At 42.0% G+C, this 17,849-nt stretch carries 27 protein-coding genes; 4 read left to right on the top strand and 23 right to left on the bottom strand.

Annotation, left to right across the window (positions count from 1 at the left end; translation table 11 throughout):
* Positions 1–3: 3 nt before the first annotated feature.
* The 23 genes from rpmD to rpsL form a co-directional block, all read right to left on the bottom strand.
* Positions 4–183: a 50S ribosomal protein L30 gene (gene rpmD, locus LZG73_RS21130; protein ID WP_031528736.1), complete on the bottom strand. Its 180-nt coding sequence runs from the start codon at positions 181–183 to the stop codon at positions 4–6.
* 32 nt (positions 184–215) lie between these two features.
* Positions 216–731: a 30S ribosomal protein S5 gene (gene rpsE, locus LZG73_RS21125; RefSeq protein WP_082217001.1), complete on the bottom strand. Its 516-nt coding sequence runs from the start codon at positions 729–731 to the stop codon at positions 216–218.
* 14 nt (positions 732–745) lie between these two features.
* The gene (gene rplR / locus LZG73_RS21120) at positions 746–1,099 is read right to left on the bottom strand and encodes a 50S ribosomal protein L18 (protein WP_233854324.1); all 354 of its coding nucleotides are present in this window, start codon (positions 1,097–1,099) and stop codon (positions 746–748) included.
* A 43-nt stretch (positions 1,100–1,142) separates the two neighbouring features.
* Positions 1,143–1,700: a 50S ribosomal protein L6 gene (gene rplF / locus LZG73_RS21115; protein ID WP_233854323.1), complete on the bottom strand. Its 558-nt coding sequence runs from the start codon at positions 1,698–1,700 to the stop codon at positions 1,143–1,145.
* 21 nt (positions 1,701–1,721) lie between these two features.
* Positions 1,722–2,120: a 30S ribosomal protein S8 gene (gene rpsH, locus LZG73_RS21110; protein WP_026350532.1), complete on the bottom strand. Its 399-nt coding sequence runs from the start codon at positions 2,118–2,120 to the stop codon at positions 1,722–1,724.
* Between the two features lie 76 nt (positions 2,121–2,196).
* Positions 2,197–2,466 (bottom strand): 30S ribosomal protein S14, encoded by a 270-nt coding sequence (rpsN, locus tag LZG73_RS21105; protein WP_233854322.1) that lies wholly within the window; start codon positions 2,464–2,466, stop codon positions 2,197–2,199.
* Positions 2,467–2,492: 26 nt separating this feature from the next.
* Positions 2,493–3,053, bottom strand: a complete 561-nt coding sequence (gene rplE / locus LZG73_RS21100; protein WP_233854321.1) for a 50S ribosomal protein L5 — start codon at positions 3,051–3,053, stop codon at positions 2,493–2,495.
* Between the two features lie 73 nt (positions 3,054–3,126).
* Entirely contained in the window at positions 3,127–3,468 is a 342-nt protein-coding gene (rplX, locus tag LZG73_RS21095; protein WP_233854319.1) for a 50S ribosomal protein L24, read from the bottom strand.
* A 41-nt stretch (positions 3,469–3,509) separates the two neighbouring features.
* Positions 3,510–3,878 (bottom strand): 50S ribosomal protein L14, encoded by a 369-nt coding sequence (gene rplN / locus LZG73_RS21090; RefSeq protein ID WP_026631237.1) that lies wholly within the window; start codon positions 3,876–3,878, stop codon positions 3,510–3,512.
* A gap of 3 nt (positions 3,879–3,881) precedes the next feature.
* On the bottom strand, positions 3,882–4,145 hold the full coding sequence (rpsQ, locus tag LZG73_RS21085) for a 30S ribosomal protein S17 (protein WP_233854317.1): 264 nt from the start codon (positions 4,143–4,145) through the stop codon (positions 3,882–3,884).
* A 15-nt stretch (positions 4,146–4,160) separates the two neighbouring features.
* Positions 4,161–4,355 carry a 50S ribosomal protein L29 gene (rpmC, locus tag LZG73_RS21080; RefSeq protein ID WP_233854316.1) on the bottom strand — a complete coding sequence of 65 codons (195 nt, stop codon included), beginning with the start codon at positions 4,353–4,355 and terminating at the stop codon, positions 4,161–4,163.
* A gap of 36 nt (positions 4,356–4,391) precedes the next feature.
* Complete coding sequence (rplP, locus tag LZG73_RS21075; RefSeq protein WP_026631234.1) at positions 4,392–4,823, bottom strand: 50S ribosomal protein L16; 432 nt, start codon at positions 4,821–4,823, stop codon at positions 4,392–4,394.
* 44 nt (positions 4,824–4,867) lie between these two features.
* Positions 4,868–5,725: a 30S ribosomal protein S3 gene (rpsC, locus tag LZG73_RS21070; RefSeq protein ID WP_233854315.1), complete on the bottom strand. Its 858-nt coding sequence runs from the start codon at positions 5,723–5,725 to the stop codon at positions 4,868–4,870.
* Between the two features lie 19 nt (positions 5,726–5,744).
* Positions 5,745–6,134, bottom strand: coding sequence for a 50S ribosomal protein L22 (rplV, locus tag LZG73_RS21065; RefSeq protein WP_233854314.1), 390 nt, complete (start codon positions 6,132–6,134; stop codon positions 5,745–5,747).
* Between the two features lie 53 nt (positions 6,135–6,187).
* Positions 6,188–6,466, bottom strand: a complete 279-nt coding sequence (gene rpsS / locus LZG73_RS21060) for a 30S ribosomal protein S19 (RefSeq protein ID WP_026631233.1) — start codon at positions 6,464–6,466, stop codon at positions 6,188–6,190.
* A 9-nt stretch (positions 6,467–6,475) separates the two neighbouring features.
* Positions 6,476–7,300, bottom strand: a complete 825-nt coding sequence (gene rplB / locus LZG73_RS21055) for a 50S ribosomal protein L2 (protein ID WP_233854313.1) — start codon at positions 7,298–7,300, stop codon at positions 6,476–6,478.
* Between the two features lie 41 nt (positions 7,301–7,341).
* Entirely contained in the window at positions 7,342–7,629 is a 288-nt protein-coding gene (rplW, locus tag LZG73_RS21050; RefSeq protein WP_056280041.1) for a 50S ribosomal protein L23, read from the bottom strand.
* A 2-nt stretch (positions 7,630–7,631) separates the two neighbouring features.
* Positions 7,632–8,261 carry a 50S ribosomal protein L4 gene (gene rplD, locus LZG73_RS21045; RefSeq protein WP_233854312.1) on the bottom strand — a complete coding sequence of 210 codons (630 nt, stop codon included), beginning with the start codon at positions 8,259–8,261 and terminating at the stop codon, positions 7,632–7,634.
* Positions 8,262–8,265: 4 nt separating this feature from the next.
* The gene (gene rplC / locus LZG73_RS21040) at positions 8,266–8,886 is read right to left on the bottom strand and encodes a 50S ribosomal protein L3 (protein WP_233854311.1); all 621 of its coding nucleotides are present in this window, start codon (positions 8,884–8,886) and stop codon (positions 8,266–8,268) included.
* Positions 8,887–9,166: 280 nt separating this feature from the next.
* A complete protein-coding gene (gene rpsJ / locus LZG73_RS21035; RefSeq protein WP_026631228.1) occupies positions 9,167–9,472 on the bottom strand; it encodes a 30S ribosomal protein S10 in 306 nt (101 codons plus the stop codon).
* A gap of 140 nt (positions 9,473–9,612) precedes the next feature.
* Entirely contained in the window at positions 9,613–11,733 is a 2,121-nt protein-coding gene (gene fusA, locus LZG73_RS21030) for an elongation factor G (protein ID WP_233854309.1), read from the bottom strand.
* Positions 11,734–11,959: 226 nt separating this feature from the next.
* Positions 11,960–12,427 (bottom strand): 30S ribosomal protein S7, encoded by a 468-nt coding sequence (gene rpsG / locus LZG73_RS21025; protein WP_233854307.1) that lies wholly within the window; start codon positions 12,425–12,427, stop codon positions 11,960–11,962.
* A gap of 117 nt (positions 12,428–12,544) precedes the next feature.
* Positions 12,545–12,958, bottom strand: a complete 414-nt coding sequence (rpsL, locus tag LZG73_RS21020; protein WP_026631225.1) for a 30S ribosomal protein S12 — start codon at positions 12,956–12,958, stop codon at positions 12,545–12,547.
* 411 nt (positions 12,959–13,369) lie between these two features.
* Between rpsL and LZG73_RS21015 the strand changes: the two genes are divergently transcribed.
* From LZG73_RS21015 to LZG73_RS21000, 4 genes are all read left to right on the top strand, one after another.
* Positions 13,370–15,313: an OmpA family protein gene (locus tag LZG73_RS21015; protein WP_233854305.1), complete on the top strand. Its 1,944-nt coding sequence runs from the start codon at positions 13,370–13,372 to the stop codon at positions 15,311–15,313.
* Positions 15,314–15,441: 128 nt separating this feature from the next.
* Complete coding sequence (locus LZG73_RS21010; RefSeq protein ID WP_233854303.1) at positions 15,442–16,635, top strand: deoxyribodipyrimidine photo-lyase; 1,194 nt, start codon at positions 15,442–15,444, stop codon at positions 16,633–16,635.
* A gap of 150 nt (positions 16,636–16,785) precedes the next feature.
* Entirely contained in the window at positions 16,786–17,367 is a 582-nt protein-coding gene (locus tag LZG73_RS21005) for a LemA family protein (RefSeq protein WP_233854302.1), read from the top strand.
* Between the two features lie 37 nt (positions 17,368–17,404).
* On the top strand, positions 17,405–17,848 hold the full coding sequence (locus LZG73_RS21000; RefSeq protein ID WP_233854300.1) for a TPM domain-containing protein: 444 nt from the start codon (positions 17,405–17,407) through the stop codon (positions 17,846–17,848).
* Position 17,849: the final 1 nt, after the last annotated feature.

Genomic DNA, 17,849 nt, shown 5'->3' with positions numbered 1-17,849 from the left:
ATGTTAAATTTCTTCTACTTTAACCAAATGGCTCACCTTGCGGATCATACCAGCAATGGCATCACTATTTTCTTTCTCAACTGACCGGTTCAACTTACCCAAGCCTAACGCCTTAATAGTAAGTTTTTGTCTTTCTGGACGATCAATTGTGCTTTTAACTTGGGTAATACGTACTTTTGACATAATCACTTCAGGTAAAGGGACAATCCAATGGATTATCCGTTAAATACTTTATCTAATTTAACGCCTCTCTGGAATGCCACCTGATGTGGAGCTCTCATTTTCAGAAGAGCATCAATTGTAGCTTTGATTACGTTGTGTGGGTTAGATGAGCCTTTGGATTTCGCAAGTACATCTTTAATTCCAGCACTTTCCAGTACAGCACGCATCGGACCACCAGCAAGTACACCTGTTCCAGGCGCAGCAGGTTTGATAAGCACAAATCCACCGCTGAACTTACCTTCCATTTGGTGAGGAACTGTATGTTTCAGCATCGGAATCTGAATCAAATTTTTCTTTGCGTCATCGATTCCTTTGGCAATTGCGTCAGTTACTTCATTAGCTTTTCCAAGCCCGTATCCAACTACACCATTTCCATCTCCTACCACTACGATAGCCGAAAAACTAAAACGACGACCACCTTTTACTACTTTTGCTACCCGATTGATCGCTACTACGCGTTCTTTCAAGTCCGATTCGTTAACCTTTGAAGGTTTTGTATTTGTAGACATAGTCTTTGTTATACTTAGAATTTCAGGCCACCCTCACGAGCTCCTTCGGCCAATGCTTTTACTTTACCATGGTACAAATATCCATTTCTGTCAAAAACGACAGCTTGAATACCCGCCTCTTGTGCTTTTTCAGCTATTTTTTTACCAACCTGCTGGGCTGCCTCAACATTAGAATTTTCTTTTCTTCCGCCAAGATCAACCGATGATGCACTTGCAAGTGTAACACCATTGATATCATCTATAATTTGCGCATAGATACTGGTGTTAGAACGAAAAACCGATAACCTCGGACGCTCAGAACTACCCTTCACCTTCTTACGAATGTGATATTTAAGTCGTTGTCTTCTATCTACTTTTGCGGTAGCCATTTTCAAACTTGTCTTACTTGTTATAAACTAATTCCGTGACTTACTACTTTTTAGAAGCAGATTTTCCAGCCTTACGACGAACAACCTCACCGACAAAACGAATCCCCTTTCCTTTGTAAGGTTCAACCTTACGCAATGACTTGATTTTCGCAGCAACTGATCCAATCAGCTCCTTATCAATGCCTTCTAAAATAACCTTAGGGTTTTGACCCTTTTCGGAAGTCGTTGTAAGCTTAATTTCCTGCGGAATAGCCATAAAAATATTGTGAGAATATCCCAATTGCAATTCGAGCACATTATTTGCCGCGCTTGCTTTGTAACCCACACCAATAATTTCTAACTCTTTCTTATATCCTGCATCCACCCCAATCACCATGTTGTTGATCAAAGATCTATACAATCCGTGAAGTGCTTTGTGACGCTTCTGCTCAGTAGGGCGACTAACTTTCAGTTCACTACCTTCAATTTCAACGCTGATATCGCTATCAACTGTTTGATATAATGTACCTTTTGGTCCTTTTACTGACACCACGTTACCCTCTGCAACTGATACAGAAACACCTGCGGGCAAAACGATAATTTTATTTCCTATTCGTGACATTTCCTGAATAACTTTTAAATATTAATACACGAAACATAACACTTCCCCGCCAACATTAAGCGTTTTAGCTTCCTTATCAGTCATAACACCCTTGGAGGTTGAAATGATAACAGTTCCTAAACCACCTAATACGCGTGGTAATGTTGATGACCCTGAATATTTACGAAGTCCAGGCTTACTAACCCTCTCCAATTTCACAATTGCAGATTGCTTTGTCACAGGATTGTACTTCAAAGCTATTTTGATTACACCCTGAGGACCTACTTCGTCAAATTTATAACTCTGAATATACCCTTTATCAAAAAGTACTTTAGTTATTTCTTTTTTTATGTTGGATGCAGGTATCTCAACAACCCTGTGCTTCGCTTTGATAGCGTTTCTGAGTCTCGTCAGATAATCTGCTATGGGATCCGTTAACATTTTTATGCCTAGTTTAAACACCCCTTTGAAACGGGAGTGCAAAGTTAAGTAATTGAAATCAGAATTGAAAGTATTCTTACCAACTTGATTTTGTAACACCCGGAATCTTGCCGTCAGAAGCCATATCCCGGAAACAAACTCTTGAAATTCCGAATTTGCGCATATAACCCCGAGGCCTTCCCGTGATTTTGCATCTATTATGCAAACGTACAGCAGAAGAATTACGTGGTAATTTATCTAAACCAACCCAGTCACCCGCAGCTTTTAATTTCGTACGCTTTTCAGCAAACTTAGCTACTAAGGCTTCTCTCTTTCTCTCCCGTGCTTTAACTGATTCTTTTGCCATTGTCGGTAAATATCTTATATTAAGAATTATCCTTGTTTGTTCGCATTTGTGAACGGCATACCCAGTGCCTTCAACAATTCATAACTCTCTTCGTCAGAATTAGTTGAAGTAACGAATGTGATATCCATTCCGGTGATTTTATTCACCTTTTCTATACTAATCTCAGGGAAAATGATTTGCTCTTTAACGCCGAAAGTATAATTCCCGCGTCCGTCAAATCCTTTGTCACTGATACCTTTGAAGTCTCTTACACGAGGCATTGCAATCGCAGTCAAACGATCAAGGAACTCATACATGCGATCGCCACGAAGTGTTACCTTTGCTCCAATCGGCATGTTTTCACGCAACTTGAAGTTAGAAACCGCTTTCTTAGAAATCGTTGCGATTGCTTTTTGACCAGTGATCTGGCTCAATTCCTCAACACCAGTATCAACCAATTTCTTGTCAGCTACCGCTGCACCAATGCCTTTATTGATAACAATCTTAGTCAAACGAGGAACTTGCATCACTGACTTGTACTGAAATTTTTCTTTCAGTTGCGAAACAACTTCGCTTACATACTTTTCTTTTAATCTCGGCTGTGCCATCTTTTTGAAGATATTATTGTGGATTACCGACCCACCGTTTATATTCTATTCTAAGTTCAACGTGAACAAAGAATTACAAAATATTTCCTGTCTTTTTAGAAAAACGCTGAAGTTTACCTTTATCATCAGCTTTGCGACCAGTTCTGGTTGCTTCGCCAGTTTTAGGATCAACCACCATTAGGTTACTAATGTGTATTGCACCTTCACGCTTTTCAATGCTTCCTTGTGGAGTTTGTGCATTTGGCTTAACATGTTTTGTGATCATGTTTACACCTTCAACAACAGCTCTTAGCTTTTCAATATCCACCTTCTTGATAACACCAGTTTCACCTTTTGCATTGCCTGAGATTACCTTTACAGTATCCCCGCTGCGAATGTGCAACTTAGCTGGTGCTTTTTTATTTTTGCTTTCCATTTTAGATATTCTCTTATCAGTTCAAAGAAATACTAGAGTTCTTACAACACCTCTGGTGCCAATGAAACGATCTTCATGAATTGCTTTTCACGCAATTCTCTTGCAACCGGTCCAAAGATACGTGTACCACGTGGCTCATCATTGTTGTTTAACAAAACAGCTGCGTTATCTTCAAATCTGATGTAGGTTCCATCCTTCCGGCGTACTTCTTTTTTTGTACGAACCACAACGGCTTTTGAAACCGTTCCTTTTTTCATATTGCTCGAAGAAAGAGCTGATTTTACTGTTACGACGATTTTATCGCCTACTGAGGCATAGCGTTTGCCAGTTCCGCCAAGTACACGAATTACGAGTACTTCCTTCGCCCCACTGTTGTCTGCTACCGACAGTCTTGATTCTTGCTGTACCATTTGTTACTTAGCTTTTTCAAGGATTTCTATTAATCTCCAACGCTTGTTCTTACTAAGCGGACGTGTTTCCATCACGCGGATCGTATCACCGATGCCAACCTGATTGGTTTCATCATGCACCATAAGCTTGGTAGTTTTAGTCATAAACTTACCATACTTGGCATGCTTCACTTTACGCTCCACAGTGATCACGCAGGATTTCTCCATTTTGTTACTCACTACTTTGCCAACTCTTTCTTTACGTAAATTTCTTTCTGTTGCCTCCATAATTTCTAAACTGATTTACTGTTGGTTACTTTTAGCCGACAGCTCGGTTAAGAGTTTTGCAATTTCCTTACGCGAGGTACGAATACGCAAAGGGTTTTCAATGGGTGAAATCGCGTGAGCGAATTTCAATCGCAATAAGCGCTCGCGCTCTTGAGCGATCTGCTCTTTTAATTGATCCTGCGACAGATCCTTAATTTCTTGACTAGTCATTGCTTTAAATAATTAGCGTTCTTAATAACATTCGGGTTAATTCGCCTCTTGATAATCCCGACGTACAACGAACTTCGTTTTGATTGGCAACTTTTGTGCAGCCAAACGCAATGCTTCGTTAGCGGTATCCAAAGTAACACCAGTCGCTTCGAAGATGATTGTTCCTGGCTTAACCGGTGCAACCCAATACTCAGGAGCTCCCTTACCTTTACCCATACGAACTTCCGCTGGCTTCTTGGTAATTGGCTTGTCAGGGAAAACACGAATCCATACTTGGCCTTCACGTTTCATAGCACGAGTTACTGAAATACGTGCAGCTTCGATTTGACGAGCAGTCAACCAACCTGGTTCAAGCGCTTTGATAGCAAAAGAACCAAATGCGATTTCATGTCCGCGAGTAGCCAAACCATTGTATGAGCCCTTGCCTTTTTGTTGCTTGCGAAATTTTGTCCTTTTCGGCTGTAACATGATTTTAATCTATTTGACCCGATACGAAATCGGAAAATGTCTGATTACTTCTTCTTATTCCTATTGTTATTATTGCCTCCGCCGCTGGCGTTGCGTTTACGACGATCAGCTTCGCTTCCGCCGCCTCCGCCTTCACCACGAGGTGCTCCACCATCACGGCCACCACCTCTGCGATCTCTTCCGCCACGGTCATTACCACCACGATCGTTTCCGCCTGATGCGCTTCTTTCTGCTCTATCAGATGCAGCTGTTGCAGCACTTGGTGTCAAATCTCTTTTACCGTAAAGCTCTCCTTTGAAGATCCAAACTTTAATACCGATTTTACCGTAAATAGTTTGTGCTTCTGAGATTGCATAGTCAATATCAGCTCTCAAAGTATGTAGTGGAATTCTTCCTTCTTTGTATTCCTCAGTACGCGCCATTTCAGCACCGCCAAGACGTCCAGCAAGACGAATTTTAATTCCTTGTGTTCCAACCCGCATTGCAGAAGCGATTGATTGCTTCATAGCTCTACGATATGAAATACGAGCTTGAAGTTGTTGAGCGATTGCCTCGCCTACCAATTTCGCATCAATCTCAGGACGTTTGATCTCATAAATGTTGATCTGAACGTCTTTTCCTGTGATCTTTTTAAGCTCTTCTTTGATTTTATCAACCTCGCTACCACCTTTACCAATTACTATACCCGGACGAGCAGTGTGAATTGTCAATGTGATACGTTTTAATGTTCTTTCAATAACTACTTTCGAGATCGATCCTTTTGGGATACGTGCTTTGATGTAATTACGGATTTTCTCGTCTTCAACTAATTTATCAGAGAAGTCTTTTCCTCCATACCAACTTGACTCCCATCCTCGAACAATTCCTAGTCTCAGACCTATAGGATTTACCTTTTGTCCCATTCGATATAAATCGTTTTACTTATGATTCGGTGATTACTGATTCTTTGTCTGCGCTTGCGATAGAAACAGAAGCATCGTCAATCACAATTGTGATGTGGTTCGAACGCTTACGGATTCTATGTGCTCTTCCTTGTGGTGCAGGGCGCAAACGCTTTAACATACGTCCACCGTCAATAAATACGGTTTTCACAATAAGATCAGCGTCTTCCAGCTTGGCGTCTTCATTCAGTTGTTGCCAGTTAGCAACTGCAGAAAGTAAAACTTTGTGCAAAACCGGTGAAGAAGCTCTCGGTTGAAACTTTAATAGTGCCAACGCCTTGCTGACCTTTTGTCCGCGAATCATGTCGGCTACTAACCTCATTTTGCGAGGAGAAGTAGGCACATCTTTTAATATAGCTCTTGCTTCCATGTTCTTTCAGATATAGGCTCGTTCCTGTTACAGAACCAGCTATCGTCGACTAATTATTTTCTACCTTTATCTTTTTTTGCAGTGTGGCCACGGAAGTTACGTGTAGGAGAAAATTCTCCCAGTTTGTGACCAACCATATTTTCAGTTACATAAACTGGAATAAACTTATTTCCGTTATGCACCGCGAATGTATGCCCGATAAAATCCGGCGATATCATAGAGCGTCGTGACCAGGTTTTGATTACTGATTTCCGAGAAGCACTGTTCATCACAGTCACTTTATTCTCTAAACGAAAATCGATATATGGTCCTTTTTTTAATGAGCGTGCCATGTTATACTATTATTTTTTACGACGGCTGATAATCAATTTCTCAGAATGCTTGTTGCGATCACGAGTCTTAAGTCCTTTCGAGAACTGTCCGTTTCTTGATCTAGGCTGGCCCCCTGATGAGCGACCTTCACCACCACCCATTGGGTGATCGACTGGGTTCATTGCAACACCACGGACACGTGGACGGCGACCTAACCAACGTCTGCGACCTGCTTTTCCTAATGCCACATTCATATGACTTGCATTAGAAACCGTTCCAACTGTTGCGATACAAGTTGAAAGTATCATCCGCATTTCGCCAGAAGGCATTTTCAAAACTGCGTACTTTCCTTCTCTCGCTACAAGTTGAGCATAAGCTCCAGCGCTACGTGCAAACTGACCACCTTTACCAGGAGTCAACTCGATATTATGAACAATTGTACCAATTGGCATAGAACCTAATGGAAGGGCATTGCCAACTTCCGGTGCTACTGAACTACCTGAAACAATTACTTGCCCCACTCTCAGTCCGTTTGGTGCAATTACATATCTCTTTTCTTCATCCTCAAACTGCACCAACGCAATACGCGCTGAACGGTTTGGATCGTATTCAATAGAGAGAACTGTGGCGGGAGCATCAAAACGATTTCTTTTGAAATCAATTACACGATACTTTCTTTTATGTCCACCACCAATATATCGCATGGTCATGTGTCCCTGGCTGTTGCGACCACCTGTTCTTTTGATGGTTTCCAGTAGACTCTTTTCAGGTTTCGCGGTAGTAATCTCCTCAAATGTAGGAGCCGAACGGAAACGCTGACCAGCACTTGTCGGTTTTAATTTTTTAACTGCCATTTGCTATTAACTCGTCAAAGATTTGAATCGCTCAACTATTCTTATGCTTCACCGTAGATATCGATGATTTCACCTTCAGCTACTGTTATGATAGCCTTTTTGATAGTTGAAGTTTTTCCACTTACAAACTTACCACCCGATGTACGGGATTTGCTTTTTCCAATGCTGCGCATTGTATGAACGCTTTCTACGGTCACCCCGAACAGTTTCTCAATAGCCTTTTTGATCTCTACTTTATTCGAAGTAAGGGATACTTCGAAGGCATATTTTCCTTGACCACCCTGAGCCGTTACCTTTTCGGTTATAATCGGACGTTTCAGTACACTCATGATTATTTGTTCAATTGGGTTTCCAAAATAGACAGAGCAGATTCACTTATCAAAAGACGGTCTGCATACATCAGGTCATACGTGTTGACCGCGTCCACTGTTGTAACTTTTGCTTTCGGAATGTTACGGCTTGACAGATATACATTGCTGTCAACAGATGGAAGAATAAGTAATGTTTTGGTATTCACTAATGATAGTGAATTCAAAACATTCAAATACGATTTAGTTTTTGGTGCATCAAATGTGAATGCTTCTAGAACAGAGATCGAATCAGACTGCGCTTTAACAGAGAAAGCTGACTTACGAGCCAATGATTTAACTTTCTTATTGATTTTAAAACCATAGTCACGAGGTCTTGGTCCGAAAATACGACCACCACCTATGAACACTGGAGATTTAATGCTACCAGCACGAGCCCCACCGGTTCCTTTTTGTTTTTTGATCTTACGAGTAGAGTGATTAATCTCTGCGCGTTCTTTTGATTTGTGCGTTCCCTGGCGTTGGTTAGCCAAGTACAACTTCACATCGAGATAGATCGCGTGCGTGTTGGGTTCGATGCCAAAAATTTCTTCTGACACACTTACCTTCTTGCCGGTATCTTCTCCTTTTATATTTAATACGGACAGTTCCATCGTGCTACTTCTCAATGATTAGAAATGAATTCTTTGAACCAGGTACCGAGCCACTTACAACCAAAAGGTTTTGCTCAGGGATCACTTTCAGAATACGTAAATTCTGAATTTTTACACGATTGTTACCCATGCGTCCACCCATACGAATGCCTTTAAATACACGTGATGGGAATGAACAAGCACCAATCGAACCTGGGTGACGCGCTCTGTTGTGCTGACCGTGAGTCTGACCACCTACCCCTGCGAAACCATGGCGCTTAACAACACCCTGAAAACCGCGGCCTTTGGCAGAACCAACAACGTCAACAAACTCGCCTTCTTCAAAGATATCCGTAACAGATAATGAAGTTCCAAGTTCATGCTCCACTTCAAATTCCTTAAACTCAACAACCTTTTGTTTAGGAGTTGTGTTAGCTTTTTTGAAGTGACCAATCATAGGCTGGGAAGAGCTCTTTTCCTTCTTTTCACCAAAACCTAATTGAATAGCTTTATAGCCATCCTTTTCTTCGGACCTAACTTGTGTAACAACACAAGGACCAGCTTGAATCACAGTACATGCCAGAGCCTGCCCGTCAGCATTGTACAAACTAGTCATTCCGATTTTCTTACCAATTAAACCAGACATGTTTTGAAATTAAAATTAGCAGGTAATACCCTTATTCTTTAAAACGGACTGCAAAGGTAGGAAATCAAATTCCGGTATCCAAACAGTTACTCAATATTTCTCGCTGATAATCAGCAAAAAAGGTCAGATGATTTAAACCATCTGACCTCAAATTCTGATTACAATTAAACTGCACCGCAATGTGCATACGTTCAATCACTTTCATGAGCTCAGATGTGGTTTCCTAAAAGGACCTTCATCCAATTTTATGTATTTGGCCTAAGTTAATAAGCCGCTTTTACTATACTTTAATCTCGACGTCAACACCGCTTGGCAATTCAAGCTTCATTAGTGCATCAACAGTTTTTGCACTTGTAGAGAAAATATCTACCAAACGTTTGTAAGTACAAAGCTGGAATTGTTCACGTGACTTCTTGTTAACGTGTGGAGAACGAAGAACAGTGAATTTCTCGGTTTTAGTTGGCAAAGGAATTGGACCGCTAACGATAGCACCAGTTGCCTTTACAGCTTTAACAATTTTCTCAGCTGACTTATCAACCAGATTGTGGTCGAAAGAGCGAAGTTTGATACGGATTTTTTGATTCATTTTGTTTTATTATTTCCGGTTCTGAGAACATTTGAACGAAACAAGTTTCGACAATCCACCAGCGAAAGAACCATTTACTTCGCAAGCTTCTATATAAAAATGATCCGTTACCTATTCTCACAGATAGCGGATCATTTCATTTATGCTTTAACTAAACCTTTTGCTTTTTCAATTACAGTCTCTGCGATGTTGTTAGGAACAATCTCGTAGTAAGCGAATGTCAAAGAAGCAGTTGCGCGACCAGATGACATTGTACGAAGATCAGTTACATAACCAAACAATTCAGAAAGAGGCACATCACATTTGATAACCTGCGCACCATTACGTGAATCCATTCCTCTCATTACACCACGACGACGGTTAAGGTCACCCGTGATTGGTCCTGTGTATTCATCAGGTGTAAGCACTTCCACATGCATAATCGGCTCCATCAACTTTGAACCTGCATGACGTGCAGCTTCTTTGAAACCAATTTTCGCTGCAAGTTCAAATGATAGTGCATCTGAATCGACATCGTGGAAAGATCCGTGGAAAATACGCACCTTCATCGAATCCAAAGGATACCCTGCAAGTGCACCATTTGACATAGATGCTTCAAAACCTTTTTGGATCGGAGCGATAAATTCACGAGGAATAGTACCACCTACAATCTGGTTTACAAACTGCAAACCTGTTTTTGGCTCTTTTCCTTCTTCGTTATCATCGCGTGGTCCGATTTCGAATACAATATCGGCAAATTTACCACGACCACCTGTTTGTTTCTTATAAACTTCACGGTGCTCAAAGTTCTTCGTAAGAATCTCTTTGTAAGCAACCTGAGGAGCACCTTGATTTACTTCCACTTTGAACTCACGACGCATACGGTCGATGATGATTTCAAGGTGAAGCTCACCCATTCCTTTGATGATCGTTTGACCAGTTTCTTCGTTACTTTCAACTTGCAACGTAGGGTCTTCTTCGATCAATTTCGTGATAGCCTTAGAAAAGTTATCGCTATCCGCAGCTTTTTTAGGCTCGATTGCGTAACCAATTACTGGCTCAGGGAATACCATTGATTCAAGAACGATTGGATTCTTTTCATCAGATAATGTATCTCCTGTTTTGATATCTTTAAATCCTACAACAGCTCCAATGTCACCCGCTTCAAGACGATCAATTTGATTCTGCTTGTTAGCATGCATTTGGAAGATACGAGAAATACGCTCTTTGTTTCCTGAACGGTTGTTCAAAACGTAAGAACCTGAATCAAGATATCCTGAGTAAGAACGGATAAAGCAAAGACGTCCTACATAGGGGTCCGTTGCGATTTTGAATGCTAGTGCGCAGAAAGGGTCTGAATCCGTTGGTTGACGGGAAATTTCATTTCCTGTGCGCGGATCAGTTCCGATGATGCTTTCGCGATCCTGAGGTGAAGGCAAAATAGCCATCACGTAATCAAGCATCGTTTGAACACCTTTATTTTTGAATGAAGAACCGCAAACCATAGGAACGATTTTCATGCTGATCGTTGCTGCACGCAAAGCTGCAAGAATTTCGTCTTCCGAGATAGAAGCAGGATCTTCAAAATATTTTTCCATCAAAGTGTCGTCGAATTCGGCAACAGCTTCAAGCAATTTTTCTCTCCATTCAGTTGCTTCTTCAAGCATATCATCTGGAATAGGAACTTCTCTGAAAGTCATTCCTTTATCTTCTTCATTCCATTCGATACCACGGAAGTTAACCAAGTCAACCACACCTCTAAATGTATCTTCAGCACCAATTGGCAATTGAAGAGGAACAGCGTAGCTTCCAAGCATTTCTTTAACCTGCGTACAAACCTTCAAGAAGTCTGCACCAGAACGGTCCATTTTATTTACGAAACCGATACGGGCTACATTATAGTTGTTAGCCAGACGCCAGTTCGTCTCAGACTGAGGCTCAACACCGTCAACTGCACTAAAAAGGAATACAAGACCATCCAACACACGAAGCGAACGGTTTACTTCAACTGTAAAGTCAACGTGTCCGGGTGTATCGATAATGTTAATGTGATATTTTTCACCACGGTAATTCCAATCAACTGTTGTTGCAGCAGATGTAATGGTAATCCCACGCTCTTGCTCCTGCTCCATCCAGTCCATTGTAGCAGCACCATCATGCACTTCTCCAATTTTGTGGCTAACACCTGCGTAGTAAAGGATACGCTCCGTTGTTGTTGTCTTACCGGCATCAATGTGCGCAGCAATACCAATGTTTCTTGTTAATCTTAGATCACGTGCCATGACTGATGGTGATGTGTTATATTTTATTCGATGTGCAATTCACTCTGAAGCAATTTGAATCATAGGAGAGCCGTAAAAACGCACTACTTCCAAAAATTCAGAGCGCAAAAGTATAAATTGTTGATTATAAAAACAATTGTGTGAACATTAAATTTTAGAAAAATCTCAAATAAAAATCGGAAGCCCGGGTAAACCCGAACTTCCGATTAATAATATCACTTTGATCCTAGAATCTAAAGTGCGAGAACGCTTTGTTGGCATCTGCCATACGGTGCGTATCATCTTTCTTCTTAACAGCAGCTCCTTCACCTTTTGCAGCAGCAATGATCTCACCAGCAAGACGGTCAACCATTGTTTTTTCTCCGCGCTTACGTGAATAGTTGATCAACCATTTCATACCAAGAGATTGCTTACGCTCAGGACGAACTTCCGTTGGAACCTGGAATGTAGCACCACCGACACGACGGCTTTTTACCTCAACAGATGGAGTTACATTGTTCAATGCTTTTTTCCAAGTTTCAAGACCGCTTTCGCTGGTTTTTTTCTCAACCAACTCCAACGCGTCGTAGAAGATTGTGAATGCAATGCTTTTCTTTCCTTCAAACATCAGGTTGTTAACAAACTTAGTAACCTGAACATCCCTGAACTTTGGATCAGGAAGGATATATCTTTTCTTTGGTTTCGACTTTCTCATTTTAACTTAAAATTTTACACGAGGTTTCGTTTTGCAACTTATTCACCCAGGCCATTAGCTTGGATTACTTCCCTTTTATCAGATTAATTCCTTAATAAAAGCAGAGAGAGTTACTTTTTATTTCTTTTTACCTTTTGTTGGTGCTGCTGCAACTTGTCCTGGTTTTGGACGCTTAGCACCATATTTCGAACGACGTTGTTTACGTCCGTTCACACCAGCTGTATCCAATGCACCACGGATAATGTGGTAACGCACACCTGGTAAATCTTTAACACGACCACCACGGATCAACACGATCGAGTGCTCTTGCAAGTTGTGGCCTTCACCTGGGATGTAGGCATTCACTTCTTTGTTGTTTGAAAGACGAACACGAGCTACTTTACGAAGTGCTGAGTTCGGTTTTTTTGGCGTTGTCGTGTACACCCTGGTGCACACACCCCTACGCTGAGGGCAAGAATCCAAAGCCGGTGACTTTGATTTCCATGTAATGGTCTCTCTACCTTTACGGACTAATTGTGAAATAGTTGGCATTTAACAAATTGATTTTGATCTGGTTAATGCACCAGTCTATTGTTTTATAAACAGTTTTCCCGAAAAATCGGACTGCAAAAGTAACAGGCTGGCATTGATTTACAAAACGTTACTTTCTTTTTTTACAAAATCCTTCGCAACAAATAATCCAATGCGTGTCAAAAAGCGATACCAAACATGCTTATATTGCTCATCTCAAGCGCGAAAAACAGACCAAATAAAAATCTTGGCTGTAAATACCCGGAATTTTATTTCCAAACGTTGTTTATTAGTATTGTCTTTCTATAACCCAACGTGCGCGTCGAATCATTTGATTTTATACATTACATTATGAAACCTTCTCGGAGTTATTTTACCCTCATATTTAGCCTTATTACTATATGTGCGTATCTAACCGGCTGCAACTCCGCTATGCAGGCCTATAAGGACGGACAAAAGAAATTTGCTAACGGAGAATATGATCTGGCTATCAAAGGCTTCGAAAAAGCTGCGGCAGAGAACTATGAACCCGTTCAAACCAACTATTTAATCGCCGAATCTTACCGACTGTCTAACCGCTTCAAAGAATCCATTCCATTTTATAAAAAGGCATTCGATGGAGGATTAACCAATGCTGATGCAAAGTTCCAATATGCATATGCGTTGAAAACAGCAGGTCAATATGAAGAAGCGTCCAACCAGTTTGCTTTGTATGCAAAGGACACTGCCGCTTCTCAAAACTTACAACAGCGCGCTTTGAGGGAAATTGAAATCCTGCGCATTGCCGACCGCCTGCGCACGACGAAGATGGAAGTTGAGATTAAAGACATTCCGCTAAACACGCCCGGCTCTGAATTTTCCCCTGCTATTCTCGGAAACGAGCTGGTTTTTTCATCGTCCAAAAAAGAAAAAATTTACAAAAACAATGGCCAGCCAATGCTCGGCCTTTATAAAGTGAACATTGCTGAGGACGCAGGCGCAACACAGGGAACGCCGGTTTTGCTAAGCAATGAAATTCTGGATCCGGATGCCAATGAAGGCTCGCCAGCGTTTTCTCCTGACGGAAAAACGCTCGTCTTTGCGCGTGGCAACACGGGCAAAAAGAAAGGAACTGCGGATGTCGATTTGTATTTAAGCCGCAATGTAAATGGCCAGTGGACTGCCCCAGCAATCCTTCCTGTTAATGATTCCCTTTCCTGGGACGGCTCGCCTGCATTTTCACGTGATGGCAAAACGCTCTATTTCGCATCAAATCGCGCGGGTGGATCGGGCGGAATTGACCTTTACCGCACCAATATGGATGCTTCGGGAAGATTCAGCAAGCCTGTGAATATGGGAAAGGACATTAATACAGCGGGGGATGAAATGTTCCCATATGTTGCAGAGGGCGGGAAGCTCTATTTTGCTTCCGATGGTCATCCTGGTTTAGGTAAATTGGACTTGTTTTCTGCGACGCGGACGCAAGGAGTAATTTCGATTGAGAATATGGGCCTTCCCTTTAATAGCCCGCAGGATGATTTCGGCCTTGTTTTTTATAAGGATCTTAACAAAGGATTTTTCTCGTCAAACCGCGAAGGCGGCAAAGGGGATGATGACATCTATTATTTCGCGGGGCCGGATGAAGTGGATAGCACTACAATTGCCCGGAACAATGATCCAAACAACCCTTTAAATCCGAATAACCCTAACTACATTAATGGTAAGCCGAAAGTCGTCAGATATTTTCTGGCTGGCAATGTGGTTGCAAATGGAGCAACGAACACGCCGATTGACTCAGCGACCATCCGCATTTACCCAGATACGGCCGATACGCAAATTGCAGAACTGCCATCCAATCGCGACGGCAAATTTGGCACACAACCCATCGAAGAGGGCAAGTCTTACAGTCTTTTGGTTCAGCGCAGAGGATACATTAGCAAGCGTGAGCCGTTCTCCATGGACGGACGTTCGATTCCGCCGATATTTTTGACAAAAGAATTGACAGACACAACATTCAATGTGACGATTCGGTTGGACAAATTGGAGCTGAACAAAACTTTCGTTCTCGAAAACATATATTACGATTTAAACAAATACAACATTCGTCCGGATGCAGCGGTTGAATTGGACAAACTTGTCCAAATCCTGAAAGACAACCCCACCATGAACATCGAGCTTAGCTCACATACAGATGCGCGCGCAACGGATGCCTACAATATGACACTTTCGCAGAACCGCGCCGAATCAGCCGTAACCTATCTGAACAGCAAAGGAATAGACGCAGACAGAATGGTTGCCAAAGGTTATGGAGAGCGTGAGCTGATCATTCCTAATGCAAAAACAGAGGAAGAACACCAGCGAAATCGTAGAACAGAGTTTACAATTTTGAGTTATTGATTTTTAGAGAATCAATGAGCAGCCCGGTCCTAGCAATGTCTTGGACCGGGCTGCTTTCGTTATGCCCAGGCACAACTTTCGTATGTTTGCATTCTCACAATTGATTTCTCAAATATTTAATTTTATAAATGGCTCAGCGCATCATTTATTGGTTTAGAAATGACCTGCGGTTACGTGATAATGAAGCGCTGTTTGCGGCTGTCGCATCGGCCAGTGAGATTTTACCTGTTTACGTTTTCGATCCCCGGCAATTTGATAAGACAAAACTTGGCTTTCGAAGAACAGGCGCAATGCGAGCTCAATTCCTCATTGATGCGGTCGTTGATCTTCGGAATCGGTTAAGAGAAAAAGGCGGTGATCTGCTCATCCGCGTTGGCGATCCAGAAAAGATCATTGCGCAAATGGCGGAAGATTTCCACGCCCAATATGTTTACACCAGCAAGGAAATCGCCCCGGCTGAAACAAGAATCGAATCGTCATTGAGCAAAAACCTCAAACTGGTTAACATTGACATGAAGCTGTTCTGGATGGACACGCTCATGCACGCCAGCGATTTGCCATTTTCGATTGCCAAGCTCCCGGCTAATTTTTCCGCTTTTCATGACCGCATTAAGGAACATTTGGCTGTTAAACATCCATTGGCTGAGCCGCAGCAATTCACGCTTCCGAATAACTATGAATTAGGTGAAGTTCCGACAATGAAGGAACTGGGGATAGCCCAGGATGAAGTCACAAATAACGCGGACGCTGACAATCGCGGAGCCGGCGAAACATTGGCCCAAGATCTCCTAAGCCAATATTTAGATGATTTTGTCAAAGCTGGAAGACGTTACGATTCCCCTGATCCGCTAACCGATACGCGGCTGTCTGACTGGCTCTCCCTGGGCTGCATTTCTGCTCGTTACATTTATTATCGGGTCAAAAAAGAGCAATCCGATGGGTCGCAGGATGAGCCTATGATTGAGAACTTGCTTTCCCGAGATTATTTCCACTGGACATTGCTTCGTTATGGGCCAAGATTGTTTAAACCAAGTGGCGTAAAACACAACTTCCTGCAACGCTGGGAGAATGATAATGATGTGTATGAAACCTGGACCAATGGTCAAACTGCTGATAATTATATAAATCAGCTGGTTAAAAAGCTTAAAACAACCGGATTTCTGACTTCCTCTGAACGGACTGAATGCGCCAATTATCTCGTTAATCAGCTTGGCATTAATTGGACCTGGGGAGCCATGTTCTTTGAAAGTCATTTGATGGATTATGAGGTTTCAGTCAATTGGGGAAGGTGGAATAACATTGCCGGAGTCGGCGAAAATTGATGCCAAAGCCTCAGAAATATTCAAAAAACCTATTATCCGGTTATTTTGGTGTATAAATCCCCCTTTATCCGGCTATGTAGTTTTTCTTCAGGATTTCGCTAGCTTTGGGCAACTTTGAAATAGAATCATTAACTCTAACTAAATATTAAAATGTCAAAAGGACTGATTGCAGTTATCGTCGTAATTCTTATTCTTGGATTCGTAGGCTGCGGTAAATATAATGGCCTGGTAAGCAAGGACGAGGTCGTAAAAGAATCATGGGCAAAAGTGGAAAGTCAATATCAACGCCGTGCCGACCTGATCCCTAACCTGGTAAGCACGGTTAAAGGAGCTGCTGATTTTGAAAAAGGAACATTGACAGCAGTAATTGAAGCACGTAGCAAAGCGACACAAACTACAATTAATGCAGGCGATCTTACACCGGAAAACATTGCCAAATTTCAGGGAGCGCAGGATCAATTGAGCGGCGCACTCTCCCGATTATTGGTTACGGTTGAACAATATCCGCAATTGAAAGCCAATCAAAACTTCCTTGACTTGCAAGCGCAGTTAGAAGGCACAGAAAACCGCATCACAGTGGCCAGAAACGATTTCAACACGGTGGTTAAGGATTACAACCAGGAAGTGCGAACATTCCCAAACAACTTATTTGCGGGCGTTTTCGGCTTTTCTCAAAAAGGATATTTCACAGCCGCTGCCGGTTCAGACAAAGCTCCGACCGTCCAGTTTTAATTATCAGGTTGGGTTAAATATCAAAAAACGAATTGTCATGGCCACAGATTCGCTCTTTTTTTCTGAAAAAGATCAGCAACTCATTATTGAAGCAATACAGCAAGCTGAGACCCAGACTTCCGGAGAAGTGAAGGTGCATATTGAAAAGAAATGCCCTAATCCGGATGTGATGGACAGAGCGAAAGAGGTTTTTGTGTTCTTGAATCTTCACAGGACAGCATTGCAAAATGGTGTCCTGTTTTACCTGGCTTACGAAGACCGCAAATTTGCTGTCTTGGGCGACAAAGGAATTGACGAGAAAGTGCCTGCGGATTTTTGGAACAGCACAAAGGAGCTTCTCAAACAGCATTTCGCCAAAGGCCAGTTCAGGGAAGGACTTGTAAGCGGAATCGGTGAAGCAGGTTATCAGTTAAAAACGCACTTTCCATACAACGCCGACGACATCAACGAACTGCCGGACGATATTTCGTTTGGAAAATGAA

Source organism: Dyadobacter sp. CY326 (genome assembly GCF_021390515.1).
In the GTDB taxonomy this organism is placed as follows: domain Bacteria; phylum Bacteroidota; class Bacteroidia; order Cytophagales; family Spirosomataceae; genus Dyadobacter.
The sequence above is the reverse complement of the archived record's forward strand: the minus strand, read 5'-3'. Positions and strand labels throughout refer to the sequence as shown.

What these genes read in the sequence shown, in the direction of transcription:
- rpmD (WP_031528736.1), bottom strand. Translation starts at nt 183, where the DNA reads ATGTCAAAAGTACGTATTACCCAAGTTAAAAGCACAATTGATCGTCCA.
- rpsE (WP_082217001.1), bottom strand. Translation starts at nt 731, where the DNA reads ATGTCTACAAATACAAAACCTTCAAAGGTTAACGAATCGGACTTGAAA.
- rplR (WP_233854324.1), bottom strand. Translation starts at nt 1,099, where the DNA reads ATGGCTACCGCAAAAGTAGATAGAAGACAACGACTTAAATATCACATT.
- rplF (WP_233854323.1), bottom strand. Translation starts at nt 1,700, where the DNA reads ATGTCACGAATAGGAAATAAAATTATCGTTTTGCCCGCAGGTGTTTCT.
- rpsH (WP_026350532.1), bottom strand. Translation starts at nt 2,120, where the DNA reads ATGTTAACGGATCCCATAGCAGATTATCTGACGAGACTCAGAAACGCT.
- rpsN (WP_233854322.1), bottom strand. Translation starts at nt 2,466, where the DNA reads ATGGCAAAAGAATCAGTTAAAGCACGGGAGAGAAAGAGAGAAGCCTTA.
- rplE (WP_233854321.1), bottom strand. Translation starts at nt 3,053, where the DNA reads ATGGCACAGCCGAGATTAAAAGAAAAGTATGTAAGCGAAGTTGTTTCG.
- rplX (WP_233854319.1), bottom strand. Translation starts at nt 3,468, where the DNA reads ATGGAAAGCAAAAATAAAAAAGCACCAGCTAAGTTGCACATTCGCAGC.
- rplN (WP_026631237.1), bottom strand. Translation starts at nt 3,878, where the DNA reads ATGGTACAGCAAGAATCAAGACTGTCGGTAGCAGACAACAGTGGGGCG.
- rpsQ (WP_233854317.1), bottom strand. Translation starts at nt 4,145, where the DNA reads ATGGAGGCAACAGAAAGAAATTTACGTAAAGAAAGAGTTGGCAAAGTA.
- rpmC (WP_233854316.1), bottom strand. Translation starts at nt 4,355, where the DNA reads ATGACTAGTCAAGAAATTAAGGATCTGTCGCAGGATCAATTAAAAGAG.
- rplP (WP_026631234.1), bottom strand. Translation starts at nt 4,823, where the DNA reads ATGTTACAGCCGAAAAGGACAAAATTTCGCAAGCAACAAAAAGGCAAG.
- rpsC (WP_233854315.1), bottom strand. Translation starts at nt 5,725, where the DNA reads ATGGGACAAAAGGTAAATCCTATAGGTCTGAGACTAGGAATTGTTCGA.
- rplV (WP_233854314.1), bottom strand. Translation starts at nt 6,134, where the DNA reads ATGGAAGCAAGAGCTATATTAAAAGATGTGCCTACTTCTCCTCGCAAA.
- rpsS (WP_026631233.1), bottom strand. Translation starts at nt 6,466, where the DNA reads ATGGCACGCTCATTAAAAAAAGGACCATATATCGATTTTCGTTTAGAG.
- rplB (WP_233854313.1), bottom strand. Translation starts at nt 7,300, where the DNA reads ATGGCAGTTAAAAAATTAAAACCGACAAGTGCTGGTCAGCGTTTCCGT.
- rplW (WP_056280041.1), bottom strand. Translation starts at nt 7,629, where the DNA reads ATGAGTGTACTGAAACGTCCGATTATAACCGAAAAGGTAACGGCTCAG.
- rplD (WP_233854312.1), bottom strand. Translation starts at nt 8,261, where the DNA reads ATGGAACTGTCCGTATTAAATATAAAAGGAGAAGATACCGGCAAGAAG.
- rplC (WP_233854311.1), bottom strand. Translation starts at nt 8,886, where the DNA reads ATGTCTGGTTTAATTGGTAAGAAAATCGGAATGACTAGTTTGTACAAT.
- rpsJ (WP_026631228.1), bottom strand. Translation starts at nt 9,472, where the DNA reads ATGAATCAAAAAATCCGTATCAAACTTCGCTCTTTCGACCACAATCTG.
- fusA (WP_233854309.1), bottom strand. Translation starts at nt 11,733, where the DNA reads ATGGCACGTGATCTAAGATTAACAAGAAACATTGGTATTGCTGCGCAC.
- rpsG (WP_233854307.1), bottom strand. Translation starts at nt 12,427, where the DNA reads ATGAGAAAGTCGAAACCAAAGAAAAGATATATCCTTCCTGATCCAAAG.
- rpsL (WP_026631225.1), bottom strand. Translation starts at nt 12,958, where the DNA reads ATGCCAACTATTTCACAATTAGTCCGTAAAGGTAGAGAGACCATTACA.
- LZG73_RS21015 (WP_233854305.1), top strand. Translation starts at nt 13,370, where the DNA reads ATGCAGGCCTATAAGGACGGACAAAAGAAATTTGCTAACGGAGAATAT.
- LZG73_RS21010 (WP_233854303.1), top strand. Translation starts at nt 15,442, where the DNA reads ATGGCTCAGCGCATCATTTATTGGTTTAGAAATGACCTGCGGTTACGT.
- LZG73_RS21005 (WP_233854302.1), top strand. Translation starts at nt 16,786, where the DNA reads ATGTCAAAAGGACTGATTGCAGTTATCGTCGTAATTCTTATTCTTGGA.
- LZG73_RS21000 (WP_233854300.1), top strand. Translation starts at nt 17,405, where the DNA reads ATGGCCACAGATTCGCTCTTTTTTTCTGAAAAAGATCAGCAACTCATT.